This is a genomic window from Kribbella sp. VKM Ac-2569 (assembly GCF_004216905.1).
GTDB lineage: Bacteria > Actinomycetota > Actinomycetes > Propionibacteriales > Kribbellaceae > Kribbella.
Map to the genome: position 1 here is coordinate 222,243 of NZ_SGXJ01000005.1, position 25,530 is coordinate 247,772.

At 68.6% G+C, this 25,530-nt stretch carries 25 protein-coding genes; 7 read left to right on the top strand and 18 right to left on the bottom strand.

The genetic code is table 11. From position 1 onward, the window contains the following. The 5 genes from EV649_RS31985 to EV649_RS32005 form a co-directional block, all read right to left on the bottom strand. Nucleotides 1–2,790, bottom strand: coding sequence for a glycosyltransferase (locus EV649_RS31985; protein WP_130387385.1), 2,790 nt, complete (start codon nucleotides 2,788–2,790; stop codon nucleotides 1–3). Nucleotides 2,791–2,954: 164 nt separating this feature from the next. Further along, on the bottom strand, nucleotides 2,955–3,806 hold the full coding sequence (locus EV649_RS31990; protein ID WP_130387386.1) for an MFS transporter: 852 nt from the start codon (nucleotides 3,804–3,806) through the stop codon (nucleotides 2,955–2,957). Continuing rightward, nucleotides 3,803–5,002, bottom strand: coding sequence for an amidohydrolase (locus tag EV649_RS31995; protein ID WP_130387387.1), 1,200 nt, complete (start codon nucleotides 5,000–5,002; stop codon nucleotides 3,803–3,805). Before EV649_RS31995 ends, EV649_RS31990 begins: the two co-directional genes overlap by 4 nt. 33 nt (nucleotides 5,003–5,035) lie before the next feature. Next, nucleotides 5,036–5,674 carry a GntR family transcriptional regulator gene (locus tag EV649_RS32000; protein WP_130387388.1) on the bottom strand — a complete coding sequence of 213 codons (639 nt, stop codon included), beginning with the start codon at nucleotides 5,672–5,674 and terminating at the stop codon, nucleotides 5,036–5,038. A gap of 63 nt (nucleotides 5,675–5,737) precedes the next feature. Further along, complete coding sequence (locus EV649_RS32005) at nucleotides 5,738–6,226, bottom strand: pyridoxamine 5'-phosphate oxidase family protein (RefSeq protein WP_130387389.1); 489 nt, start codon at nucleotides 6,224–6,226, stop codon at nucleotides 5,738–5,740. Between the two features lie 84 nt (nucleotides 6,227–6,310). On the opposite strand from EV649_RS32005, the gene EV649_RS32010 reads away from it, so the two are divergent. Then, complete coding sequence (locus tag EV649_RS32010; RefSeq protein WP_241998925.1) at nucleotides 6,311–8,209, top strand: hypothetical protein; 1,899 nt, start codon at nucleotides 6,311–6,313, stop codon at nucleotides 8,207–8,209. Here the strand turns inward: EV649_RS32010 and EV649_RS32015 are convergent. Beyond that, nucleotides 8,172–8,882, bottom strand: coding sequence for an SDR family NAD(P)-dependent oxidoreductase (locus EV649_RS32015; RefSeq protein WP_130387390.1), 711 nt, complete (start codon nucleotides 8,880–8,882; stop codon nucleotides 8,172–8,174). The genes EV649_RS32010 and EV649_RS32015 overlap by 38 nt on opposite strands. 144 nt (nucleotides 8,883–9,026) lie before the next feature. Between EV649_RS32015 and EV649_RS32020 the strand changes: the two genes are divergently transcribed. Further along, nucleotides 9,027–10,028 (top strand): sigma-70 family RNA polymerase sigma factor, encoded by a 1,002-nt coding sequence (locus EV649_RS32020; RefSeq protein WP_130387391.1) that lies wholly within the window; start codon nucleotides 9,027–9,029, stop codon nucleotides 10,026–10,028. On the opposite strand, the gene EV649_RS32025 is transcribed toward EV649_RS32020, so the two are convergent. The 4 genes from EV649_RS32025 to EV649_RS32040 form a co-directional block, all read right to left on the bottom strand. Then, nucleotides 10,002–10,721, bottom strand: a complete 720-nt coding sequence (locus EV649_RS32025) for an isocitrate lyase/phosphoenolpyruvate mutase family protein (RefSeq protein WP_130387392.1) — start codon at nucleotides 10,719–10,721, stop codon at nucleotides 10,002–10,004. The genes EV649_RS32020 and EV649_RS32025 overlap by 27 nt on opposite strands. Beyond that, a complete protein-coding gene (locus EV649_RS32030; protein WP_130387393.1) occupies nucleotides 10,718–11,179 on the bottom strand; it encodes a carboxymuconolactone decarboxylase family protein in 462 nt (153 codons plus the stop codon). The genes EV649_RS32025 and EV649_RS32030 overlap by 4 nt, the downstream gene beginning before the upstream one ends. Before the next feature lie 69 nt (nucleotides 11,180–11,248). Further along, nucleotides 11,249–11,434 (bottom strand): hypothetical protein, encoded by a 186-nt coding sequence (locus EV649_RS32035; protein ID WP_130387394.1) that lies wholly within the window; start codon nucleotides 11,432–11,434, stop codon nucleotides 11,249–11,251. Between the two features lie 77 nt (nucleotides 11,435–11,511). Next, entirely contained in the window at nucleotides 11,512–12,198 is a 687-nt protein-coding gene (locus EV649_RS32040) for a TetR/AcrR family transcriptional regulator C-terminal domain-containing protein (protein ID WP_241998926.1), read from the bottom strand. 97 nt (nucleotides 12,199–12,295) lie between these two features. On the opposite strand from EV649_RS32040, the gene EV649_RS32045 reads away from it, so the two are divergent. From EV649_RS32045 to EV649_RS32055, 3 genes are read left to right on the top strand one after another with little or no spacing between them, the layout of a single operon-like run. Then, nucleotides 12,296–13,294 carry an NAD(P)-dependent alcohol dehydrogenase gene (locus EV649_RS32045; RefSeq protein WP_241998928.1) on the top strand — a complete coding sequence of 333 codons (999 nt, stop codon included), beginning with the start codon at nucleotides 12,296–12,298 and terminating at the stop codon, nucleotides 13,292–13,294. Then, nucleotides 13,291–14,190, top strand: a complete 900-nt coding sequence (locus EV649_RS32050) for an ATP-binding cassette domain-containing protein (protein ID WP_130387396.1) — start codon at nucleotides 13,291–13,293, stop codon at nucleotides 14,188–14,190. The genes EV649_RS32045 and EV649_RS32050 overlap by 4 nt, the downstream gene beginning before the upstream one ends. Further along, a complete protein-coding gene (locus tag EV649_RS32055; RefSeq protein WP_130387397.1) occupies nucleotides 14,187–14,990 on the top strand; it encodes an ABC transporter permease subunit in 804 nt (267 codons plus the stop codon). The genes EV649_RS32050 and EV649_RS32055 overlap by 4 nt, the downstream gene beginning before the upstream one ends. Nucleotides 14,991–15,078: 88 nt before the next feature. Here EV649_RS32055 and EV649_RS32060 read toward each other — a convergent pair whose 3' ends face one another. Together EV649_RS32060 and EV649_RS32065 are read right to left on the bottom strand one after the other, a co-directional pair. After that, a complete protein-coding gene (locus EV649_RS32060) occupies nucleotides 15,079–15,306 on the bottom strand; it encodes a hypothetical protein (RefSeq protein ID WP_130387398.1) in 228 nt (75 codons plus the stop codon). Next, entirely contained in the window at nucleotides 15,303–16,370 is a 1,068-nt protein-coding gene (locus EV649_RS32065; protein WP_130387399.1) for an acyl-CoA desaturase, read from the bottom strand. Before EV649_RS32065 ends, EV649_RS32060 begins: the two co-directional genes overlap by 4 nt. A 350-nt stretch (nucleotides 16,371–16,720) precedes the next feature. Here EV649_RS32065 and EV649_RS32070 point away from each other — a divergent pair, with 350 nt between their 5' ends. Then, nucleotides 16,721–17,500: a hypothetical protein gene (locus EV649_RS32070; protein ID WP_241998931.1), complete on the top strand. Its 780-nt coding sequence runs from the start codon at nucleotides 16,721–16,723 to the stop codon at nucleotides 17,498–17,500. Between the two features lie 38 nt (nucleotides 17,501–17,538). Further along, nucleotides 17,539–18,906 (top strand): PLP-dependent aminotransferase family protein, encoded by a 1,368-nt coding sequence (locus tag EV649_RS32075; protein ID WP_130387401.1) that lies wholly within the window; start codon nucleotides 17,539–17,541, stop codon nucleotides 18,904–18,906. A 537-nt stretch (nucleotides 18,907–19,443) separates the two neighbouring features. Here EV649_RS32075 and mmuM read toward each other — a convergent pair. The 6 genes from mmuM to kdgD form a co-directional block, all read right to left on the bottom strand. After that, nucleotides 19,444–20,322 carry a homocysteine S-methyltransferase gene (gene mmuM, locus EV649_RS32080; RefSeq protein WP_241998939.1) on the bottom strand — a complete coding sequence of 293 codons (879 nt, stop codon included), beginning with the start codon at nucleotides 20,320–20,322 and terminating at the stop codon, nucleotides 19,444–19,446. Next, a complete protein-coding gene (locus EV649_RS32085; RefSeq protein WP_130387403.1) occupies nucleotides 20,306–21,232 on the bottom strand; it encodes an FAD-dependent oxidoreductase in 927 nt (308 codons plus the stop codon). The genes mmuM and EV649_RS32085 overlap by 17 nt, the downstream gene beginning before the upstream one ends. 42 nt (nucleotides 21,233–21,274) lie before the next feature. Continuing rightward, nucleotides 21,275–22,360, bottom strand: a complete 1,086-nt coding sequence (locus EV649_RS32090; protein WP_130387404.1) for an esterase-like activity of phytase family protein — start codon at nucleotides 22,358–22,360, stop codon at nucleotides 21,275–21,277. A gap of 71 nt (nucleotides 22,361–22,431) precedes the next feature. Beyond that, complete coding sequence (locus EV649_RS32095; protein ID WP_130387405.1) at nucleotides 22,432–23,256, bottom strand: M55 family metallopeptidase; 825 nt, start codon at nucleotides 23,254–23,256, stop codon at nucleotides 22,432–22,434. Then, entirely contained in the window at nucleotides 23,257–24,576 is a 1,320-nt protein-coding gene (locus EV649_RS32100; RefSeq protein ID WP_130387406.1) for an enolase C-terminal domain-like protein, read from the bottom strand. Further along, on the bottom strand, nucleotides 24,573–25,487 hold the full coding sequence (gene kdgD / locus EV649_RS32105) for a 5-dehydro-4-deoxyglucarate dehydratase (protein WP_130387407.1): 915 nt from the start codon (nucleotides 25,485–25,487) through the stop codon (nucleotides 24,573–24,575). Before kdgD ends, EV649_RS32100 begins: the two co-directional genes overlap by 4 nt. Nucleotides 25,488–25,530: the final 43 nt, after the last annotated feature.

Below are 25,530 nucleotides of genomic sequence, written 5' to 3' on the forward strand. Positions count from 1 at the left end.
TCAGACGAGCAAGCTCCTGCTCTTCGCCATCTTCTCCCTGAAGGCGCGCCACTTCGTCTCCGGCACTTCGGGCGGGCCGGGGAGGAGCTTGCGTACGACGGTGGCGCCGGGAGCCCACGCGGCGCCGGGCAGGGTCCCCAGCACGTCGGCGTACACCGACCGGAGGACCTCGGCCTGCGCGGCCCAAGAGAACCGGTGCTGCAGTTCGGGGTCGTCGGCGATGCGCTGGGCGATCCGGTCGCGGTCGGCCAGCACCGTCCGGACTGCCAGCACGAGGCCGTCGACGTCGCCCGCGGGGTAGACCGCGCCGAGGTCGAGCTCCTTCACCAGGTCGGCCTGCGCCGGGGTGTCGCTGGTGATGATGGGCAGCCCCGCGCCGATGTACTCGCAGAACTTGTTCGTCACCGCGATGTCGTGGTTCGGCGCGTGCAGCAGCGGGCTGAGGCCGATGGTGGCCGAGCGCAGGTACAGCGGCACGACCTCGGCAGCGACGAACGGCGCCAGGTGCACGCGGTCGGCCACGCCCAGTTCGACGGCACGGGCCTCCAGTTCCACGGTGACGGAGTTGGGCCGCGCGACGATCGCGAGGTGTACGCCGGGCAGTTGGGTCAGCGCCTCGACAGCCGTCCCGACGCCGCGGGCACGGTTGACGCCGCCGCCGTACACCAAAAGCGGTACGTCTTCGGGCAGCCGCAGCTGCTCGCGCAGACCGATGACCTCGGCGTCCTCGGGCGGCTCGACCGGCGCATTGAGCACGACGTCGGGCAGGCTCGCCAGCTTGTGGTCGCGCTTCAGCCATTGCGCCAGCGGCTCGGACACCGTGATGACGCGGTCGGCGTCGCGGATGAACTCGCGCTCGAGATCGCTGTACGCCGCGACTCGCCGCGGAGCCACCACCGGCACACCCGGGATGTACTCGTGGGCGTCGTAGATGATCTTGATCGTCCGCCCGTCGAGGGCTGCCCGGTGCGCCGCGCGCGCCGCGATGCCGAGCATGAACACGTCGTGCACGTGGATGACCTCGATCAGGAGGCGGTCGAGCAGCGGGCCCAGCGTCAGCTCCTGGTCGACCAGCTCGGGCATCACCCGGCGCCAGCGGCCCGACGGCAAGTAGCGATAGAGCCTGAGCATCCGCTCGCGCCGCTTGCCGATGCCCAGGTCGGTGATGTCGACGGCGCGCTTGGTACGCCGGAACGAGTACGCGCGGGCCTGCAGGATCGCGCGGTGCAGTCGCAGGGACCGCCAGCGCATCGCCCGCTGCAGCCGATCGAGGAAGGACCGCTTGGGCCCGGACTCGCCGCCGGCGCGCTCATGGTCACGGCGGTCGCGGCCGCGGTCGCCGCGCAGCTCGCGACTCGCGTACTGCCAACGGCCGTAGGCCAGCATGTACTCGGCCTCGGTCCTGAACCACGGCCTCAGGTTGGTCTTGAGGTTGGCCAGCCGCTTGCGCCACCCCGTCAACAGCACCTTCGACGGGATGACCGGGCACAACACCTGCACTTTGCCGAAGTAGCGGAGGCCCCTGAAGCGGCGTCCGGGGAGGCCGATGCAGGTGACGTCGAGGTCCCAGTTGGCCACCGTCTGCGCGTACTTGAGCACGCGGGCGTCGACGACGATGTCGTTGCCGGCCATCATCACGACCTTCGGCCGGATCCACGACGGCTTCCAGTCGACCGGCACTGGACTTGATTGGCTCGACTGCTCGACAAGCGCGGCCAGCGCGTCGGCCGACCAGCTGCCGTCGTGCACCAGCTCGACGAAGTCCGGTCCGCGCGCGGCGATCTCGCGGCCGCGCTCCGGGTGCGCGATCAGGTCGAGCACGACCTGCTCGACGGTGTCGGGGGTCGCGTCCACGATGGGCAGGTCGAGCCCGGTGTCCGCGGTCACGCGATCCCGGACGTCCTGAGCGATGTGCCCCACCACGATGCGGCCCGCCGCCATGGCCTCGCACGCGGCGACGCCGTAGCTGCCGATGCGGAACTGGTCGAGGACGATATCGGCGTCGCGGTAGACGGCCGGCATGTCCGCCGGGTCGACACCCTCGACGCGGCGATAGGTGATCAGGCCCCGCTCGGCCAGGCTCTCCATGATCGGGTCGATCAGCTCGGAACCCTTCATGGCCGACTTGCTCGGCGCGTGCGCCACGACCGGCTTCTTGTGCTCGAGCACGGGGGAGTCGCTGCGCCAGGTGTCGGGGTCGACGATCACCGGGCACCAGACCGCGTTGGGGACGTAGTCGAGGAGGTCGGGCGTGGAGACGTACACGCGGCCCGGGTACGACGTGAACAGCTCGACGGCACGGGTGGAATTGCGTTCGAGCAGCTCGACGGTCTCGTCGTCGAGGTCGGGGAACGGTGACCACGGCTCGGTCTCCGCGTGCCGGCTGGGAATGCGCACGTCGGAACCGTGGGCGATGAGCCCCACCTGCAGACCCTTGGCGAGCAGGTGCGGGATCTCGAAGGACCCGTCCGGTCCGTGCAAGGGACCGAAGATCGGCCTGGCCGCCTCGAGCAGCACGTGCGTGTAGTTGCGCACGACATGGTTGTAGAAGTTCAGCCGCCACCGAGGATTGCGCCGGTACGTGCGCGCCGGCACGCCGTAGTCGACCTTGTAGTCGAGCACTCCCTTGAAGAAGGCGAACGAGGTCGCCTTCGTGGCGGGCACCCGCTCCTCGAGCGCGCGGGCCCACCGAGTGCCCTGACCCGCGAAGTTGGCCGGACCAACGAGCAGCCGGACGGGTGCGTCGAGCCGCGCCGGCATTCCGTCGCGCGGGTCCGAGTTCCGATCCACAGTGTCTTCCCCCCACCAGATCGCCTGTCCAGTCTTGACTTTTAAGGACTAGACCGGTATTAGGACAGACCACTCCCATGGCCTGTGCGGTTGTTCCGAGTCCCCCCGGACTCAACCTATAGATGCAGTGGGACTCTCAGTTGGTTGCCAGGAATGCCCATTTGTTACCGAAGGGCACCGCTGTAGCGCAGGAGGGCGGGCGTCCAGAGGCCGAGGGTGGCGACGGCGGCGACCAGGAGTACGGCGCTCACGAGCGTGGTGATGCCGACGCCGTAGTGCTCGGCGAAGGCGCCGATGGCCAGGGAGGCGATGGGCATGATGCCGATCGCCAACTCCTGCACGCCCAGGGCGCGGCCGTGCAGAGACTCGTCGGTGGTCATCAGGAGCAGCGTCGTCTGCAGTACGCCGAACGCCGCGCTCATCACCCCGATCGCGGTCATCAGCACGAACGACACCACCGTGTCGTGGGACAGCGCGAACAGGGACCACAGCGTGCCCCAGATCGCCGTACCCACCACGAACATGCCGCCCTTGAACCGGAAGTCGCCGAGCCAGGCGATCACCAGCGAACCGGTCAGCCCGCCGACGCCGGCGCAGGTCAGCATCCATCCCAGTCCGGCCGCGTTCAGCCCTAGCGACGGCGACTGCGCGAGCCCGATCGCCAGCCCGCCGACCACGAGCACCCAGTACGACGCCTTGCCGAGCGACGCCGGCGTGGCAACGGCACTGACCGCCACCAGCGCCCACGACGCCGCGACGATCAGCAGGCGCACCCGGTTGTGCCGGTCCGCGAAGGCACCCCCGAACGGACCGAGCAGCAACGGAGCCAACCGCACCGCCGTGTAGACGGCGACCAGGAAGTCAGAGTGCGTGGCCTCCCAGGCGAGCCACCCGAGCACGAGCGTCTGCGTCCACACGCCACCGAAGAAGAACAGGTTCGAGAACCAGAACAGCCGGAACGCCCGGTTGTCCCGGAGCGAGCCCAGCGTCCGCCCGACAGCAGTGCCGGTACTCACACCTGGAGTTCGCCGTCGCGGACGACGACCTGCCCGCCGGCGATCACGTACTCACGACGCGGTGCGCGGACCAGCACGTCCGGCGCGTTCTCGGCGTCGAGGAGCACGATGTCGGCGCGAGCGCCCACGGTGAGGCCGTGGTTCTCGCGGTGCACGAAGGAGGCGCCGTACGTCGTCGCGAGCTCGACCGCGTACGTCAGGTCCTCGTCAGTGCGGAGCCCGTGCAGCCGCGCGAACCCGCGGGCGATCTGCAGCAGGTCACCATCGCCGTACGGCGACCAGAGGTCGCGGATGCCGTCGGTGCCGAGACCGATCGGGACGCCCGCCGCGCGCATCTCGCGGAACGGCAGCGGTGCCGAGGTGGCCGGAGCGACCGTGGTCCAGGAGATCCCGGCCTCGCCGAGTTGGTCTACCATTTCGCTCTGTCGCGCCGGGGCCAGCTCGCCGAGGGCGAACCCGTGCGACACGTTCACCTTGCCCTGCAGGCCGGCCTGCACGGTTCGCTCGGCGATCAGTTCGTACTGGAACGCGCCGAGATCGCCGTGGTCGTGCAGGTGCAGGTCGATCCCGACCCCGCGTCGGGCCGCGATCTCGAACAGCGCGTCCAGCTGGCCGACCGGGTCGCGGTCGATCGTCGCCGGGTCAAGCCCGCCGATGCTCGTCGCCCCTTCGGCCGCGGCCTTGTCGAGCAGGTCGAGTACGCCGGGCCGCCGGAGTACGCCGTCCTGCGGGAACGCGACGATCTCCACGTCGATAGCGCCGCCCAGCGCCGCCGCGGCCTCGAGAACGTTCGCGATGCCACGTAGTTCGACGCCGAGGTCGACGTCGACGTGTGTGCGTGTCGCCGTCGTACCGTGCCGGAGGAACTCACGCAGCACGGCCTTCGCCCCGTCCACGCTCGGGATGCCGTACTTGTCCCGCTCGGCGCGCTCGTGGGCGATCCGGCCCTGCGTGGTCGGCTGGCCGCCGTACGACACCCACGGCTGGCCCCACCAGCTCTTGTCGACGTGCGCGTGCGCGTTGACGAACCCCGGAAGCGCCAGCAGCCCGCGCCCGTCGATGCGCTGCTCGGTCTCCGTGCTGCTGTCTGTGCTGTTCCCGGCGGGAGAGAGGTCCGAGATCAGGCCGTCGATGATCGTCACGTCGACCGCGTCGCCGCCCCAAGGGCGCACGTCAGCAAGCAGCAAAGAGGTCATGCCGAGAATGGTATACCAAACTGAGAGGGCTCTTCAGTCCATGCCGCGGCTGCTCCGGAACAGGACGTGCGACTGGGCGAGGTGCTCGGTCGCGAGTCGTTCGGCGGCCGCGACGTCCCGGTTGGCGATCGCGGTGAACAGCTCCAGGTGCTGGCCGGCGACCGCGATCAGGTCGTCGTGCTGGGTCAGCAGCCAGCGCATCCGGCTGCGCAACGGACGCTCGATCTCGACCAGCAACTCGTTGGACGCCAGCTCGGTCACGATCTCGTGGAAGTCGGCCGCCTTCCGCCGCGCGACGACGGCGTCCTTGGCCCGCGCCGCGGTCAGTTGCTCGTCCAGAACCGCCCGCAGCCGGTTGAGTCCTTCCCGGGTACGCCGTTCCGCCGCGAGCCGGAACGTCAGCGGCTCGAACGCCTCCCGGACCTCGGTGAGATCGGCGATGTCGGAGTCGGTGAACGTCCGCACCACCGCCCACGAGCGCGGCCGCAACGTCACCAAGCCCTCGCTGACGAGCGCCTTCAGGGCCTCCCGCACCGGCACCCGGCTGACGTCCAGTGCAGCGGCCAACTCCCGCTCGACGAGCCGCTCACCGGGCCGCCGTACGCCGTCGAGGATCTCGCCCCGCAGCTGCCGCGTGACCCGTTCGGTCTCGGACTCCCGACTTTCGCTCATCGACCCTCTCCAGCTTTTGGTATGCCATTCCAAGGATGGCGTACCGACGGCCGGCCGGGCGAATCAGCCGGCCGACTTCTCCTTGATGAGGTCCTCGACGGCCTTCGGAATCGTGGTCTCGAAGTCGAGCAGCTTGGCCCATGTGAGCGTAACCGTGATCACGACCATCTCGTCGTACAGGGCCTTCACGCCTTCGACCCAGCCCGGGTACTGCTCGTCGGTCATGACCTTGTGGCCGGCGATGAGGTAGCCCTCGGGGACACCCGGGACGGTGGTGAGCTCGGCGGTGCCGCGGAGCAGCAGCACCTTGGGCGGGAACGCGCCGGTGTCGATGGTGAGCGCGACCTTCGGGTTCTTGCGGAGCGCGGCGACCTTGGCGGCCTTCGGCACGGTGGCGATGACGATCTGGTCGCCCTCGACCCAGAACCCGATCGGGATCACGCGGGGGTCGCCGTCCAGGCCGTCGTACGCGAAGCGGGCCGGCTCGGAGCCGTTCAGGAGCTGCTGCGCGTACGGCTTGGCGAGGATCTCGGCAATCTGCTGCTGGTTCATCTCGGTTTCCAATCTGAGGAGGCTGGTTCTCATCAGGGGGACGGAGCCGCCGCACGGTTCTCGACATCGATAGGTTGGCGAATCGTGGAAAGTTTTGAATTCGGTCGCGGAACGGTCCAGCTCGCCGACGACGGGTCGGTCGCGCAGGTGCTGCACCCGGACGGGCGCCGCGTGCTGCTGGATGAGGGCGCTGATGGTGCAGTGCACGACAGCCTGCATGCCTGGGGCAAGGGCTTCGTGATCACCGGCCGCGGCGCGCACCGGTTCGACGCCCCGGCGTTCACCCGGTGGCGGAGCAGCGGCATCGACCTGATGTACCGGTTCGGCGGCCTGGAGCTCCGCGTCGGCCGTCGCTTCGGAGAGCAGTGGACCGAGACGTACGAGCTCCGCAACACGAGCGAAGACACCATCGAGATCGGATCCCTCGCGATCAGTACGCCGTACCGGGATGTCTACACGTCGAGCCGGGAGAGTCTGACCGGCGCGGTGCACGCGCACGTCTGGACCGGCGGGGCGGACGCGTGGGTCTGGGCGGTGCCGATGGACGGCAGCGGACCGGGGCTCGGGCTGCAGCTCGTGGAGGGCGAGCTCTGGGCGTACTCGGTCGAGTCCCGCGAGCCCGGCACGAGCAGCAACATCCGCGGCCACCTCTACCTCCACGTCACCGACCACGCACGGGTACCCGACGCGATGGGTGGTCAACCGGCGATCACGCTCGCACCGGGAGCGTCGTACCGCTGGACCTGGCAGCTGGCCTGGTACGACGACCTGCCCGCCTTCCACGCGGACCGCACACCGCTCATCGACGCCGACCGCCTCGCCGCCGAGGTCGACGAGACGATCCAGCTCCACGACGGGCGCGAGATCACCAGCACCGAGCCCGGCCTCAAGTACGTCGAGGCGCCCGACGGCAGGTCCCGGATCGCGGTCCTCTTCCACGAGCCGCTGCGAACGATCGCCGAGCGCCGCGTCCGCTTCGTCCTCGACCGTCAACGGCGACCGGAGCTTCCCGACAGCCGTCAGTACGCGTTCGTGCCGTACGACAACGAGAGCGGTCTCACCGTCCTGTCGAGCGCCTGGCGCGACTGGTCCGATGCCCGCGAGCGTGTCGGGATGGCCCTTCTCCTGCAGGAGGTCCGCGACCGCGGCTGGGGCGACCGTGCTGAGTTGGACGAGGCGCTGGCCGGCTACGAGCAGTTCGTCCGCGAGCATCTGCTCGACGAGCAAGGCACGATCCAGGACGACAGCATCCACCAGAACGCCGTACGGCTCTACAACTTCCCGTGGTTCGCGCGCTTCCTGCTCGGCCAGGGCGATCGCGCCGGCGCGACCCGCATCCTGAACCGGTACTACGAACTCGGCGGCGACCACTTCCTCGCCTTCGACCTCGGCCCGCTGCTGAGCGAACTCGGCCTGCACGAGCACCTCGTCCGGCACACGAAGACCTTCATCGGGTACGGCGACGAGCTGCCGCCGCACGAGGTCAACTACGAGCAGTCGATGGTCGCCCCGCTTCTCGAGCTGCTCGTTTCGGCATACCAAATCGCGCCGGACCAGATCGACGGCGCCGAGCTGACCCGTCGCCTCCCGTGGCTGACCGCATTCGCCGCCGACCAGCCCGACGTACGGCTGCGGCACGTGGCGATCCGGCACTGGGACGGCTACTGGTTCGGCCGGCTGCGCCTGTGGGGCGATGTCTTCCCGCACTACTGGTCCGCGTTGAGCGCGGTCGTGTACGCCGCTTGGCCGCGGGAACTCGTGACGCCCGAGCAGGCCGCGTGGCTGGATCGCGCGGAGGACGCGATCCTCCGCGCGAACCTGGTCAGCTTCGCCGCGGACGGATCGGCGACCTGCGCGTTCGTGTACCCGAGCTGCGTCAACGGGCAGCCCGCCCACATCGCAGACCCGCTCGCGAACGACCAGGACTGGGCCCTCGTCTACGCCCTCAGAGCAGCGCGGCGTTCTGACGTTCGAGCACCTTGACCGGACCGCCTGCCCAGCTCGGAGCCAGCCCCGCGGACAGGGGATCCGGGAAGATCTCCTCCTCGCCGGCCGCGACGCCGTCGAAGATCGCCCGCGCGACCGACGCCGGCGGCGCCTTCGGCAGGTCGAGGTCCCGCGACATCTCGGTGTCGGTCGGGCCGGTGAGGACGGCGTGGACCCGGACACCCCGCGGAGCGAGCAGTGCCCGCTGCGACTGAGTGAGCGAGAACGCGGCCGCCTTGGAGATCGAGTACGCCGGGATGATCGGGATCGGCGCGATCGCCGCCATGGACAGCACGTTGACGATCGATCCCTGCGCCTCGACGAGGTGGGGCAGGAACGCGGTGGTGACGGCATGTGGCCCGAAGAGATTGACGGCCAGATGTTGCTCGAGCAATGCGCGGTCCCCGAGGTCGTCGTACGCCGCGAGGCCCGCGTTGTTGATCAGGACGTCGAGGGAGTCGACGGTCTTCGCCGCTGCCTCGATCTGGGCCTCGTCGGTCACGTCCAGGCTCAGATAGGTCACGCGTGCGTCGGCGTGCGTGAGGGGGACCCGCGTACCGGCGTACACGTGCTTGACGCCTCGGCGCAGGGCTTCCTCGACCAGCGCACGCCCGATGCCTCGGTTGGTTCCGGTGATCAGGACGCTGCGGTCCGCGAAGGGGTTCGGCATGATGTCTTCTCCGTTCAGTTCTCACGGTGCTTGCACAGGAGACAGACGGCGGTGCAGACATGAACTGGTCGTTCGAGGATCGATCAGTTCGGGGAAGCCGCGGTGTCAGAACCAGTGCGAGGAGAATGACGACGGAGGTGACGAATGCCTGACGAGCTGCTCCAGCGAGCGCGCGAAGGTGACCGGGAAGCGTTCGCGGCGCTGGTCGAGCCGCATCGCGGTGAGCTGCAGGTGCACTGCTACCGAATGCTCGGGTCGCTGCAGGACGCGGAGGACGCGTTACAGGAAACGTTGCTCTCGGCATGGATCGGGCTGAGCGGCTTCGAGGGGCGGTCCTCGGTCCGCACCTGGCTCTACCGCATCGCGACCAACCGGTGCCTGAACGCACTGCGGTCGACGTCGCGCCGACCGGTGCCCGCGGTCCCGCTTCCGGTTCCGGTTCCGGCGCCGGAACCGTCACGGTCAGGGGAGGTGCTGTGGCTGCAGCCGTATCCGGATGTCCTGCTGGAGGGCCTTCCGGATCAGTTACCGGGGCCTGAGGCGCGGTACGAGTCCCGTGAGGCGATCTCGCTTGCTTTCATCACCGCGGTACAGCTGCTCCCTCCGAATCAGCGCGCCGTACTGCTGCTGCGCGACGTACTGGGCTATCGGGCGAGTGAGACGGCGGAACTGCTCGGTCTCACCGAGGCCGCGGTGAACAGCGCGCTTGCTCGTGCCCGGGCGACGATGGACGCGAAGGCGACCGACCGATCGCCTGTGCACGGTGGCACGGACGAGCGGGCGTTGACCGACCGGTTCGTCGAGGCGTTCACGGCGCAGGACGTCGATGCGCTCGTCGCGCTGATGACCAGTGACGCGTGGGTACGGATGCCGCCGCTGCCGTTCGAGTACCAGGGCACCGAGGCCGCGCACCGGTTCTTCACGGCGCTGGCCGGGCACCGGCGGCAGATCGCCGCCATGGTCCCGGTGGGCGCGAACTGCCAACCGGCCTGGGGCGAGTATCTGCGTGACCCGGTCACCGGCGGCCTGCACCTGATCGGGGTGCTGGTGATCGGCATCGCCGGGGACCGGATCGACGAGATCACCCACTTCGAGACCTCGGTCGCGCCGTACTTCGGTCTACCGCGGACCCTCGCCGAGAGTTAGGAGCAGCTCCCGGAGCTGGGCCATCACGTACTCGTGCACGCTCGTCCCGTAGGAGATCCGCGTCGCGCCAGCCGCGGCGAGCTCGGTCGGCGTCGGTCCACCGGTCTTCGCATGCCCGTTGATCGGGCCGCCGACGGCCTCGGCCACCTGGGCCAGCTGGTCGAGCGGCGCGAGGATCGGATAGACACAGTCCACTCCGGCGCGCCGGTACTCGCGCCCCCGCCGTACCGCCTCTGCGACCGGGTCGTCCACCGGTCGGACGAAAGTGTCGACGCGCGCATTGATCACCAGCTCGGCCCCCGCGGCGGCGCGTACTTCGGCCAGATAATCCGCCTGCTGGGCGCTGTCGACCAACGCGCCATCGACCGAGTCCTCGAGGTTGCAGCCAACCGCGCCGGTCTCCAGCAACCGCTCCGCGAACTCCTTGGGCGGCAGGCCGTACCCCGCTTCGAGGTCGGCGGTGACTGGTACGTCGACCGCGCGGACGATCCGCGCCACGGCCGCGAACATCTTCTCCGGCGGGGTCAGCTGCCCGTCGTCGTACCCGAGGACGCGGGCGACCGCGCCGCTGCTGGTGGCAACCGCGGAGAAGCCGGCCTCGGCGACCAGGCGTGCGCTCACCGGGTCCCAAGCGTTCGGAAGAACGAGGGGAGTGCCGCCGTGATGGAGGGCCCTGAACAGTTCGGCGGTCATGGCTTGTAGTGGCCGGGTTCCATCCGCCCGGTCACCCCGATCCGGGTCCACATGTTGATGGTGATGATCAGTGCGATCAGCTGCGCCAGATCCTTCTCGTCGAACGCCTGCGCGGCAACCTCGTACACGTCGTCCGGGACGTGGTCGATGCTGATCAGCGTGATCGCCTCGGCCAGCTGCAGCGCGGCCTTCTCCTGCTCGGTGTAGAACTTCGGCGCCTCGCGCCACACCGGGAGCAGCGTGATCCGCTGCTGCTGGTCCTCGCCGAACTGCAGCAGGTCGAGCGAGTGCATGTCGGTGCAGTATGCGCACCCGTTGATCTGCGAGACCCGGATCCGGACCAGATGCGCGAGCTTCGGGTCGAGCCCGTCGTCCGACACCCGGTCCAGCTCGATCATCGCCTTATAGAAGTCCGGCACCAGGTTGGCGAGCTTGACCCGCCGTGTTGTTGTGCTCATGCCTTCAACCTAGACATGAACCGGCCCAACCCCATGGTCCAATCCCCGCAGAGATCAGGGGGCCAATTGTCAGGCCTTGGGGCGACGCACCAGACGGCGCCAGGAACGGCTCATCGGGTTCCCCGCCTGCCTCTGGATCGGCTTGAGGAGCTCGTCCACGGCCGACCCCAGCGGTGCCAGGTCGTCGGTCGGCGGCGGCGCGGGCACTGTGGCCGCGGGCTCGGGTGTGGTCGGAGTACGACGAAATGCAGACATGACATCCCCTGGGGGGAGAGGGCCGGTGCGGCCGGCACCTCAAGCGGATGTCAACGGATTCCGGAACTACCTCGACACTACTCCTGTCTGGTCCGGAAAGCGCTAGCCGCGGGCAGTAATGCCGCGCTCAGGCCGTCGAGGATGAGGTTGAGGCCGAACTCGAACTCGTCGCCGAAGTCATAGCTGGTCTTGAAGTAGTAGCCGGTGGCCAGTTCGACGAGGTGGGGATACGCGTCGGCGTCGAAGTCCTGCATGATCGACTCCGCCACGTCGGCCACGGTGTCGGGCCCTTCGAACGGCAACGCGGCCTCCTGGAGCGCGAAGCCGTAGGTGTAGCTGTCGATCAGGGCGTAGGCGTGCGCGGTCATCTCGAGGGAGAAGCCGGCCGCCCGGAGCGTGGCGATGACCGCGTCGTGGTGGCGCAGGGTGGCAGGGCCCGGCGAGGTCCGGGATTCCATCAGGCTGATCGCCCAGCGATGACGCCGCAGTACGTCCCGCGCCGACGCCGCCCGCCGCCGCAGTTCCGTCTGCCAGTCGCCGTCGGCGGACGGCAGTTCGATCTGGCTGAAGACGTGGTCGATGATGCCGTCGAGGATCTCGTCCTTGCCGGCCACGTGGTAGTAGACCGACATCGGCTTGGCGCCGAGCTCCTGGGCCAGCGAGCGGATCGTCAGTCCCGCCAGTCCACCCGCGTCGGCCACCTCGACGGCCGCTTGCAGTACCCGTTCCCGGCTCAGTCGCGCCCGCTGCTTCGGCTCGTCCACAACTGGATCATAGCCGTTTCGTACAAAGTACGATACGTTGGCCGTACTTAGTACGAAGCCGGTGCACTGGGGGCGCCTCGATCCACCAGGGGACCCAATGGCTACGACCACCACGACCACCATGCGGGCGTTCGTCCAGGACGGGTACGGCTCGATCGACGTCCTGCGTCCCGACCACGTCGCCCGGCCCGAACCAGGCGCCAACGAGGTGCTCGTCCGCGTGCAGGCCGCCGGTCTCGACCGCGGCACGTGGCATCTGATGACGGGTACGCCGTACCCGCTCCGGCTCGCCTTCGGACTCCGCCGGCCGCGCAATCCGGTCCTGGGACGAGATGTCGCCGGCACAGTCGAGGCAATCGGCTCAGGAGTGACCACGCACGCGGTCGGTGACGAGGTGTACGGCGTCGCACCCGGCTCGTTCGCGCAGTACGCCGTGGGGCGCGCGGACAAGCTCGTGCGGAAGCCGGCGAACCTCTCCTTCGAGGAAGTCGCCGTCGTACCGATCTCCGGACTCACCGCGCTGGAAGCGTTGACGGTCGGCCGGGTGTCGCCTGGTCAGCACGTGCTGGTCATCGGAGCATCAGGTGGCGTCGGCAGTTACGCCGTACAACTCGCCAAGGCTTTCGGCGCCGAGGTGACCGGGGTGGCGAGTACGTCCAAGCTTGACCTGGTCCGGGCGCTCGGGGCCGACCACGTCATCGACTACAAGCGCGAGGACTTCGCCGAGGGTCCGCATCGCTACGACCTGATCATCGACATCGCAGGCAACCCGACACCTTCCCGGTTGCGGCGCGCGCTGACTGCCACCGGGACGGCCGTCATCACCGGTGGTGAGGACGGCGGTGGCCCGACCGGCGGCATGAACCGGCAGTTGCGTGCCGTGGTTCTCTCGCTGTTCATCCGTCAGCGCCTGGCGACGTTCGTCAACAAGGAGCGCGGTGCCGACCTGGCTCGCCTGACCGAACTCATCGAAGCCGGCCAGGTGGTGCCCAGCCTGGACCGCACGTACCCGCTGGAGCAGGTCCCGGACGCGATGCGCCGTCTGGTCACCGGCGAGGCCCGCGGCAAGATCGCCATCACCGGGTTCGTCGCATGATCACCGTCGAAGGACTCACGAAGAAGTACGGCACGACGCTTGCCGTCGACGACGTCAGCTTCACCGCCTCCGCGGGCCGCGTGACCGGGTTCCTCGGTCCGAACGGGGCCGGCAAGTCGACCACGATGCGGATCATGGTCGGACTCACCCGCGCCACGTCCGGGACCGCCACGGTCTTCGGGCGCAGGTTCGCGGACCTGCCGAACCCCGGGCTCGAAGTGGGCGTCCTGCTGGACGCCTCCGCACAGCACGCCGGTCGCACCGGCCGAGAGATCCTGACCTTGGCCCAGCGACTGATGGGCCTGCCCAAGACCCGGGTCGAGGAGATGCTGGCCGCGGTCAGTCTCACCCCGGACGAGGCGTCGCGGCGGGTAGGGGAGTACTCGCTCGGTATGCGCCAACGGCTCGGCATCGCGGCCGCGTTGATCGGCGATCCCGGCGTACTGATCCTCGACGAACCCGCCAACGGCCTGGATCCGGCCGGTATCCGCTGGATGCGGGACCTGCTGCGCGGGTACGCCGATCGCGGCGGAACCGTGCTGCTGTCCTCGCACCTGCTGCACGAGATCGAGGTCATCGCCGACGACATCGTGATGATCGGCCACGGACGGATCGTGTCCCAAGGAGCTAAGACCGATCTGCTGCACGCGGCCGGCACCGTCGTTCGCGCGGCGCACCTGGCTGGGCTCGAGCAGGCGTTGAAGGACTGGGGACTCACCACCAGTGCGACCGGCGACGGCGCGCTGCACACCGACGCGGACGCGGCCCTGGTCGGGACGGTGGCGCTCGAGGCGGGTATCGCTCTGACCGAACTGCGGGCCGCCGAAGGCGCCGGCCTGGAAGAGATGTTCCTCGAGCTCACCTCCGCCAGTCAGCGCGAAGGAGCGCCGGCATGACCGCCATCGCAGTTCCAGCAGTCCAGCCGCGCCGTACCGACGTTCGCACGGTCCCGCTGAGCCGGATCATCTCCGTCGAGTTGCGCAAGATGTTCGACACCCGATCGGGCTTCTGGCTGATCGCCAGCATCGCGATCTCCGCCGTACTGGCCGCCGCCGGCGTCATCCTGTTCGCCACGGACGACGAGCTCACCTACTCCACGTTCGCGACCGCGATCCGCTTCCCGGTGGTCGTCATCCTGCCGATCGTCGCGATCCTGGCCGTCACCGGCGAGTGGAGCCAGCGCACCGGCCTGGCCACCTTCACGATGATCCCGCACCGGAGCCGGATCATTGCCGCCAAGGCGATCTCGTCGGTCGTCATCGCGATCGCGGCGATGGCGCTGACCTTCGCGGTCGGGGCCCTCGGCAACCTGCTGGGCGCCGCCGTCACCGGCACCACACCGCGGTGGGACGTGACGATCACCCAATGCCTGTACTACGTCCTCGGCATGGTCCTCAGCCTGCTGGTCGGCTTCATGCTGGGCGTCCTGATCCGGGCCTCGATCGGAGCGGTCGTGGCGTACTTCGTCCTCACCTTCCTGCTGCCCACGATCTTCAGCCTGCTGGCGGCCGGCTCGCGGTGGTTCAGTGAGGTGCAGCCGTGGGTGGACATCCAGTTCGCCCAGAGCGGCCTGTTCGTCTTCGACAAGTCCTTGACCGGGGAGCAGTGGGCGAACATCGCCGTCACCGGGACGGTGTGGCTCGTCGTACCGCTGCTGATCGGACTCCGGCTGGTGATGCGGTCCGAGGTCAAGTAGGCGCGATACAGTCCGGTTTCATGGTGCCTGCCGACGCCGAAGACATCGCCATCATCGGATTCACCGCATGATGACCTGACCTGGGCCGTCACCCGCCGCCGACGGCGGCGGCGATCTCTTCCGCGGGCAACCACGTGGTGGTCTCGGGTTGGCCCTCTTCGTCCTGGTACTGGACGAGGCCGTGCCACCCGGACAGCTGGTGGTCGGAGGCGATGAGCCATCCCGATCGCCAGTCGCCGTGGATCCGGATGTGGACGTGGGCGGGCAGTTGCAGGTGGTCCAGCCGGTAGGTGTCGTGGTCGACAGGTTCGGTCATGAGGTCTGCACCGCCCCGGTCGGCAGGGCCGCCGCCTGGCGAAGGTGCTCGCCGACGGAGTGCATATGGCGCAGACCTTGGGCGTACGAGTCGATGACGCCTGTGGACAGGTACGGAACTCCGACGCGTTGACAGTAGGCACGGACGGCACCCTGTGCGTGCCGCAGGTTGGCCCGCGGCATGTTCGGGAACAGGTGGTGCTCGATCTGGTAGTTCAGGCCGCCCATGAGCCAGTCGGTGATCGGGTTGCCGTTGACGTTCCGCGACGTACGGACCTGCTTCTCCAGGTGTCCCCAGCCGGTCTCGCCGTCCGGCATCTCCATGCCCTTGTGGTTCGGGGCGAACACGCTGCCGAGATGCAGCCCGAAGAGGGCGTGGTGGATCAGGGCGAAGACGATGGCCTTCTGCGGCGACATGATCAGCAGCAGCCCGCCGAGGTACACAGTCAGGTGGGCGGCGATCAGGCCGAGTTCGATCACGGCGGTGCGCCGCGGCCGGCGGCCGAGCAGATACGTGATGCTGGAGATCTTCAGGCTGATGCCTTCGAGGGTCAGCAGCGGGAAGAAGATCCGGGCCTGGTTACGGCTCAGCCAGCCGTACAGGCCGGTGCGGCCCTCGGCCTGGTCGAGCGTCCAGACGAGTACGCCGGCGCCGACATCGGGATCCTTGTCCGTGTGGTTCGGATTCGCGTGGTGGCGGTTGTGCTTGTCGTTCCACCAGTCGTAGCTCATCCCGAGCAGCAGGTTGGCGTGCAGCCGGCCGACGGCGTCATGGAGACGGCGCGAGCGCCCGATCTGCTGATGTCCCGCGTCGTGGCCGAAGAACGCCGCTCGCGTGGTGAAGAGCGCGGCAGGCACGGCGAGCAGCAGCACCAGCCACGAGTTGCCGAGCAGGATCAGCCCTGCGACGACCGCGGCAAGACACAGCAGGTTGACCGCTATCGAGACCAGGTACCTGCCGGTACGCCGTTCCAGGAGGCCGGACGTCTTGATCTCGCGGAGCAGCGGCGCGAAGTCGCTGCCTTTGGATCGTTTGGGGTGGTTCAGGAGGGTAGCCGGAGCCATGGAGATCCTCGAATCGTCGGGCCGGGTCGGGCCGATGGTGTTCCACGGCGGCATTCCAACGCGGGTCCGGGCGCCGTCACGAAGACGAGAAACTCTGGTCTGAAGGTTTCAACGTTCCGGGGCGGAGAGAAATTCCGGTGCCGACCGAGGAGGCCGCCTGATCGCAACTTTCGGCCCCCCGATCGCATCAATCTCAGTAGATCAAGGGGGCTTCGATGAAGATCGGATCGAGAACGACAGGGGTGCTGGGTGCGGCCGTTCTTGCGGCGGCTCTGCTCCCAGGAACAGCGATCGGAACAGCCTCGGCGCCTAGTGCGGCCTCGGCACAGTGCAAGGTGGGCCTGGGTTCGGTGTCGGCGACGGGTGACCACCAGTGGCAGGACGTTGTCGCGACGTCGCCGCCGACGAACGGGGGCGTCAGCGTCATCATCGGTGACCTGTATCCCGACGGGCAGCCGCGGCTCAGCACGACCATGGTCGAAGAGCCGACTCCCGGCGGCCTGCGGGTTCACGGCTACGTGGTCATCGGCTCGGCGTTGTACAGCACGGCGTACGACAGTCTGGTTCCCGAGTCGGTCAGCGTGGCACGGATCGGTGGCGGCTGGGGACCCTTCATCGCTCTGGCGCAATCTCGCTACGAGCCGTACCGCGGAACGGGTCAGCGGACGAACGAGTACGGGCTGCGCAACGACGGCGTCCTGTTCCGGTGGACCCACGACGCCAACGGTGTCTGGGGCAAACGCACGTCCGCCCCGGGATTCGCCGCGGTGAAGACGATGGTGCTGATCAGCAAGACGGCGACCTACGACACGTTCCTGGCCACCACCAGGGGCGGCGCGCTCTACACCATCCACATCCCGACGAGCGCGCCGATGAAGCCGGTGGTTAAGAAGGTGCGCGGCTCGACGTGGCAAGGTTTCGAGTCGTTGGTCGCGGAGAAGTGCGGTAACCAGGGCACGCTGCTGGTCGGCATCGACAAGGACACCCATTCGGCGTACCTGTACGCCGTTGGCCACGCGTCGGGCACGTCTACGGTCATCCAAGGCCTCGGCAAGATCCCGGGCACCTTCGACGCCCCGGTCTACTTCCGCTGGGCCACTCTGGACTTCGACGCACTTTTCGGCGAATAACTCATCACCGGGCAGGTTCGCGGCTAAGGTCCCCTTCTATGGAGGACGGAGGCGCGGACCTGCATCTCGAGTTGACTGCGACCCGGGGGCGTGGCGACCTGGTGCGGGCGTTGCACGAGTCGATCCGGAGTGGGCGGTTGGCGGCGGGGACCCGGTTGCCGTCGTCGAGGTCGCTGGCTCGCGATCTCGGGATCGCTCGGAACACGGTGGCCGATGCCTACGGGCAGCTCGTGGCCGAGGGGTGGCTGACGGCGCGGCAAGGATCCGGGACAGTGGTCGCCAACCGGGCCGCCGTACCACCGTCACCGGTGGTTTCGTTGCCCGAGGCCCGGAGTTTTCGGTACGACCTGACGCCAGGGTCACCGGATGTGGCGACGTTCCCGCGGACCGAGTGGCTGGCCGCGGCGCGGAAGGCGTTGACCGCGGCGCCGAACGAGGCGTTCGGGCTGGGAGATCCGCGCGGCCGGATCGAGTTGCGGCGGGTGCTGGCGGACTACCTGGCCCGGGCGCGCGGGGTGCGGGCCGATCCGGAGCGGATCCTGATCTGCTCGGGGTACGTGCAGGCGCTGAGTCTGCTCAGCGAGGCGATCAAGACGCTCGGCGGTACGACGATCGCGGTCGAGGAGTTCGGGTACGGGCTGCATCGGGACGTGATCCGGGCCCGCGGGCTGGACGTGGTCGCCGTACCGGTCGACGAATTGGGTGCGCAGACGACCGGGTTGACCGGGCAGGGCGTGCTGCTCACGCCGGCGCATCAGATGCCGACGGGCGTGCCGCTCGCGCCGGAGCGCCGTACCGCTGCTGTCGAGTGGGCGCGGGAGTCGGGGGCGGTGCTGATCGAGGACGACTACGACGGCGAGTTCCGGTACGACCGGCAGGCGGTCGGGGCGTTGCAGGCGCTTGATCCGGAGCGGGTTGTGTACACGGGTACGGCGAGCAAGAGCCTCGCGCCGGGGCTGCGGCTCGCGTGGATGGTGCTGCCGCAGCGGTTGATCGAGCCGGTGGTCGCGGCGAAGCGGACGGCGGACTTCCAGACCGCGACCCTCGAACAGCTCGTCCTCGCGGAGTTCATTGCCTCCGGCCACTACGACCGGCACGTACGACGTTCTCGCCTGCACTACCGTCGCCGCCGCGACCGCCTCGTCGAACTGCTCGCGGTCCGCGCACCCACAGTCGAGGTCGCCGGCATCTCAGCCGGCCTGCACGTCCTGCTCGACGTCCCCGGCGACGCCGAAGACATGGTCGCCCGAGCCGCCCGCCAGGGCCTCGGCCTCGCCACGCTCACGACGTACCACTTCAACCCCACCCCAGCCACCCGCCAAGCAGTAATCGTCGGCTACGGCACCCCACCCGACCACGCCTACCCCGGAGCCCTAGACCTCCTCTGCCAGGTCCTAGGCGTCTAGCCCGCCGCGCCGCCAACCGGGGGTTTGCACAAGAACTGGGGAAACCACACAGGAATCGCGCTTCCTGCCGGAGGTGCGGGTGCTTGTGTTGCCGGCTGGCGGGTTATGTGTCCGATGGCGGGATGTAACAGGCCAGCGGTGACATAACCCGCCAGTGGCGACCTGCTGAAGGCCTGAGCTGGGGCTGCCGCACCGGGTTGCCGGCTGGATGGTCGGGTTGGTGGCGGCTCGGCTGGTCGCGGTGGTGTGATGTGCAAGCTCGACAAGTAGTGCACCGGTGAGACGGTGTACGCGCGGGCGCGTTCACGCTCAGGTGCGCTACCCGTCCACCTGACACATCCTGTCGAGCTTGCACATCACACCAGGCCCGGCGCCGGGTTGGATCCCGTCGATCACCCGCTCACCGGTCGCAAGAGCCGAAATGGCCTGTGCTCATCCACCAGTTCCGCTGCGCGCCCCGCGAGCCGTGGCACGTCGATTGCCCGTCCGCGTTGCGCACCCCGCGATCTCCGGAAACTTCTCGGCACCAGGTGACTTTTATGTTCCGGAAAGATCCGTTGCGAGGGCGCGGATGTCATCCGGCCCGACTCGGCAGCAGCCTCCGATGTATGTCGCTCCTGCCTCCACCCACCCGGGTGCGAGGGCTGCCGGGCCTGTGCCGTTGCCGAGCCAGGTGCGGGCGATTGCGTCCCAGGACTCGCCGTGGTTGGGGTAGGCGATCGCGGGCTTGCCGGATACTGCGACGGCTGTTTGTACGGCGGCCCGGACGTCGGTGGGTTTGCAGCAGTTGATGCCTACAGCAACAACTTGCGGAATGGCCGGGATCGCGAAGGCTTCCGTGAGTGGTTGGCCCGCGCGGGTGTGGTCGCCCTCGATCGAGTACGAGAACCACGCGGGGAAATCGAGTTCGCGCAGTAGCTCCACCAGGACCTCGGCCTCCTCGGCGTCAGGGATGGTTTCGACAGCGAGCAGGTCGGGGCCGGCCGCGGCGAGGAGCTCGAGGCGCGGGCCGTGGAAGTCGCGGAGGACCTGCGAGCTCACGCCGTACCGGCCGCGGTACTCCGAGCCGTCGGCGAGCATCGCGCCGTACGGACCGACGGACGCGGCCACAAGCCGTCCGGGGAACTCGTCGCGCACGGCGAGGGCGATGTGGATGCTGCTTGTGATCAGGCGTTCGGCCTCGCCGCGTTCGACGCCGGCGCGTTCGAAGCCGACCACGCTGGCCTGGTAGCTCGCTGTGGTCGCAACCATCGCACCGGCCTCGTAGTACGCGCGGTGTACGGCGGCGATCTCCGAAGGCGCATCACGCAGCAGGCGGGCCGACCATAGTGCGTCGGACAGGTCGTGGCCGCGGTCCTCCAGGGCGTTCGACAGACCGCCGTCCAGGATGACCAACTGGTCAGACGCTTTGGACAAGTTCGAACACCTCGTCCGCGCAGCCCCAGGAGAGCGTGACGCCGGAGCCACCGTGCCCATAGCAGTGGATGATCGGCTCGCCGGAGCGGGTGCGTACGAGCTCGCACCGGATCGCCGGTCGCGCCGGCCGCAGCCCGACGCGTTGCCGGATGATTTTCGCCTTGCGCAGTTGAGGAACCAGCTCGGCCGCCCGCTCCATGATCTCCGCGGTCGTCTTCGGGTCGACGGCCATGTTCCAGTCGCCGGGCTGGCTGGTGCCGCCGACGACCACGTCGTTCTGGCGCGGAACCACGTACGTCAGCTCGTCCGGCGAACGGTCCGCGACCAGCCAGTCGGTCAGCCCACACGGCTCAACCGTCAGCACCTGTCCACGAACCGGCGTCACCGTCGGATCGCTCGCGGTCAGCCGCGCGCCCAGCCCGGTGCAGTTCACCACGAGATCGGCCCCGGTCGGCAACGCGGACAGCGCGGCCCGCGTCAGGGTCCCGCCGGCAGCTTCAAGCCGTTTCACCAACGCAGGCAGGTACGCCGGCATATCGATCACCGGCGCCGTGAAGGCCCACCCGTCCACGAACCCGGCCGGCGGCGACGCGACCCGCGTGAGATCCGGCAGTACGTCGGCCCAGCGCGGATCCGGCGTCCGCTCCACCAGGAACTCGCGCCCGTGCCGCAGTTGCACCGACGGCTCGATCTCCGCCAGCTTCGCGAACTCCTCGTACGTCGCCCGCGACCAGCCGGCCACCCGGTCCTCCGGCGCCGACAGGTACGGGTACCAGATCGCGGCCGCTACGGACGAGGTCGTCTCCAACGGCAGATCGCGGGCGAACACCGCCACGTCGTACCCGCCCTCGGCGAGCCGGATGGCACAGCTCAGCCCGATCACGCCCGCACCCACCACGATCACGCGCATTCCCACAGTCTTACCTACACACCGTGATCACGCCAGGAATCGCTAGTGGAGGTCGACGGCCAGGGAGTAGAAGCGGGTGATCTGGGTGGCGCCGTTGTTGTCGTCCGACATCAGGAACAGCTGCCGCCGTCCGCCCGGCAGGTACCCGCCGAGCGCGAGCGCCTCGACGTTGTCCAGCAACGGGTTCGGCTGCGGCTGCTTCGCGACCGCGCCCGACGGCGGGCAATCCACCAGGTCGAACAGCAGCTTCTTCTCCAGGAAGACGGATGACGGCGCATCTGCCAGCGAAGCGACCTTTGTGACATCGGTTGCCCGCCGCAGCGACACCGTGAACACCCGGATCGTGTTCCCGACGCCCGGCGTGTACGTCCGCTCCATCGACACCAGTTCGGTCGGGCTCGCCGACGCGAGCTCGACGAGCGCGAGTCCCGGGTCCGGCTTGTACGCGTACTGCGCGACCGGCCGGTACTCGTGTCCGGGCAGACCGAAGTACCGGATGATGCGGTTCCGCGTGCGGTTGTCGGCGTCGGTCCCGTCCGAGGCGAGCGGGCCTTCCATGCCGGCGTACAGCGACAGACCGTCACGGCTGACCGCCAGCGACTCGAATGTCGCGTTGCTCGTCGCCTCACCGGCCGGCGCGACCTGGAAGCGGGCCGGCACCGGCAGCTGACCGATCTGCTTGCCGTCCGACAGCCGGAAGCGACGGATCGACGGCTCCCGCTCCGACGTCGCCAGGATGGTCCGGTCGCCCCGCTCGACGACGAGCCCTTCACCGTCGAAGTCGCCACCGTTGTACGGCGTACCGTCCGGACGCCGGAGAATCGTCATCCCATCGACCTGCACCGAGGTCGGCTCGCTGTTCACCTTCAGATCGAACACCCGGGCCGGCGTGGTCGCGACGTTGTCGACGAGCGCGACCGCGCTGTGCGGCCCGGTCACGTTGAGTGCCGACAGCCCCGCCACCGGCTGCCCGTCGTACGTCGTCTTGTCGAGCGCATCGCTGAACCCGAGGAGCGTCGCGTCCGACGAACAGGCACCGCCCTGCTGGACCGGAGTCGCGGACGCGGTGAGCGTCGTGGTGAGGGCGGTCAGGACGACTGCTGCGGCCAGCGGCTGGTGCCAACGCATTCCGGACTCCTTAGGGGGTGTCGACAGCTGCGATCAAAACCTATCCCGCGCAACGGCAGTTGAACGCATGGTTACTCGCTGACGCCGCGACTGAGCAGAACGGTCGCGATGAAGGTCCGGTACAGCTGCAGCGGGTCATCATTGCGCAAGGCAACGACCTTCTCTTCGCGCCGCTCGACGCCGCGCAGCTCACAGGCCAGCTCGGCGAACGCGCCGTTGTGGAAGCGAACGGTCAGCTCGGCGGGCAGCGGGATGCTCGGCAACCGGATGTCGCTCAACCGGGCGAGCGCGCGGCGGGCACCGTCGTGGATCAGCTCCCGGGCCCGTTCCGGATGCACCGACAGGGCAGCGTTGTGCGAGACCGAGTCCTTCACCACGACCGATTCGATCTCCGGGCAGAACGCCTGTGCCTCGTCGATCGTCACCCGGTCGCCCGAGATCAGTACGACGGGAACGCCGTGCGCCAGCGCTGCTAGCGCGTTGATCCCGGCCTCACCGGTGATCGCGCCGTTCAGCCGGACCTCGGCGATCGCGCGCGGGTTGTACGTGTGGTGCAGCACGGACGACGTCGACCCCGCCGACCCGTGGTACGAGACGAAGAACGCGGCGTCGAACGAGTCGTCGAGGCCTTGCATCATGTACAGCGGCTTGTGCTTCCCGGACAGGTAGCTCGCGCGGCCGTGCAGCTCGTCCGGACGCAGGTTCTGCATCGTCGAGTGCGAGTCGTTCACCAGGAACTCGGTCCCGCCCGCGGCCAGCGCGCCGTCGATCGCCGCGTTCACCTCAGCCTGCAACTGACCCCGGTAGTACTCGTACTCCGGACCGGGTCCGCGACACTGGCTCCAGTCGACGACCCCCGCCGTACCTTCCATGTCCGTTGACAAGAAGATCCTCATCTACCGCACCATACAAGGCCGTTTCGGGTCGAACTCCCAGTCCTCGATCAGGTACTGCATCGCGATCGCGTCGTTCCGTGCGCCGAGGCCGTGCTCCAGGTACAGCTCGTGCGCGGTCGCCAGCGCGTCGTGGTCGAGTTCGATCCCGAGCCCGGGCCGCGTCGGTACGGCGATCTCGCCGCCGGCGATCTGCAGCGGCTCCTTCGTCAGCGCCTGCCCGTCCTGCCAGATCCAGTGGGTGTCAAGCGCGGTGATGTCACCCGGCGCGGCCGCGCCGACGTGGGTGAACATCGCCAGCGAGATGTCGAAGTGGTTGTTGGAGTGCGAACCCCAGGTCAGCCCGAAGTCGTGACACAGCTGGGCGACCCGCACCGATCCGGCCATCGTCCAGAAGTGCGGGTCCGCCAGTGGGATGTCGACCGCGTCCGTCCGGATCGCGTGCGCGAGCTCGCGCCAGTCGGTCGCGATCATGTTGGTCGCCGTCCGCAGACCGGTCTGCCGCTTGAACTCGGCCATCGTCTCGCGCCCGGAGAACCCGGACTCAGCGCCGCACGGATCCTCGACATACGCCAGTACGTCGTCCAGACCCGAGCAGACCGCGACGGCCTCGCGGACCAGCCACGCGCCGTTCGGGTCGACCGTGATTCGCGCCGACGGAAACCGCTCGTGCAGCGCCCGGACCGCGTCCACCTCGACATGAGGATCGAAGACGCCACCCTTGAGCTTGAAGTCCGCGAACCCGTACCGCTCCTGCGCCGCCTCGGCCAGCTCGACAACTGCCTCGGCGGTCAGGGCAGGCTTCCGCCTGAGCTGCGACCACCTGTCATCGTCACCATCCGTCCGGTAGGGCAAGTCCGTCCGCGTAACGTCCCCCACATAGAACAGGTATCCGAGCACCGGGACCGCGCTGCGCTGCTGCCCGTCACCGAGCAAATCAGCGACCGGTACGCCGAGATGCTGCCCGAGCAGATCGAGCAGCGCCGACTCGAGCCCGGTCACCGCATGCACCGTCGTCCGGAGGTCGTACGTCTGCAGCCCGCGGCCACCGCTGTCGAGACCCTCGAAGGTACTGGAGACCGAGCGGATCAGCTGCCGATGCCTGCCGAGTGATTGGCCGACGAGAAGCGGAGCGGCGTCGCGGATCGTGGTGGCGATCTTCGCGCCGCCAGGGACCTCGCCGAGGCCGGTGTTGCCCGCGCTGTCGGTGACGATCACGACGTTGCGGGTGAAGAACGGACCGTGCGCGCCGCTCAGATTCAGCAGCATGCTGTCGTACCCGGCAACCGGTACGACCTCCACCGACGTGACGGTAGGCGTCATTTCACCTTCTTGATCAACTCGGCGAGCTGCGCGAGCTCCGCATCGCTGAGGTCCTGCAACGGCGGCCGGACCGGACCGGCGCCGCGCCCGATCACGTTGACGCCGGCCTTCACGATCGAAACGGCGTACCCCTTGGTCCGATCGCGGATGTCGAGGTACGGAATGACGAACTCCCGCAGCTTTTGGTAGACCGAATCGCGGTCCTGGGCGATCACGTCGGCGTAGAAGCCGAGCGCGAACTCAGGCACGAAGTTGAAGATCGCCGACGAGTACGTGCTGTACCCGAGCTGCAGCAACGGCAGCGCGAAGGTCTCCGCCGTCGGCAGCCCGCCGACGTACGTGAGCCGCTCGCCGACCCGCGCGTACGTCCGCGTCATCTGCTCGACGTTCCCGACCCCGTCCTTGAGGCATACCAAATTCGGGTTCCGGTCCGCGAGCTCGGCCACCGTCACGTCGTCGAGGATCGCATTCGCCCTGCTGTACACCGTCACTCCGAGCGATGTACTGCGGCACACCGTCGACACATGCTCGATCAAACCACGCTGACCGGCCTCGGTCAGGTACGGCGGGAACAGCAGCACCCCGTCCGCACCAGCCGCCTCTGCCGCCTGGGCGCCCGCCACCGCGGAGGCGGTTCCACCGGTCGCCGGCGCGATCACCGGGACCCGCCCGTTCACCTCCGAAACAGCGGTCCGTACGACGGTGTCGATCTCCGCCGGCGTCAGCGAGAACCCCTCGCCGGTCCCGCCAGCGGCGAACAGGCCCGCGACGTCGAACTGGCTGAGCCAGGACAAGTGCTCGCGGTACCCAGCCTCGTTGAAGCTGAGGTCCGCGTGGAAGTGCGTCACGGGGAACGAGAGCAAGCCGGTCTTGAGCTGGGCGGCGAGTTCGGTGGGGGAGTAGTGGGTCACGCCGCTCAGCGTAGGAAGCCGCGTGGATACCTGTCCAAGATCG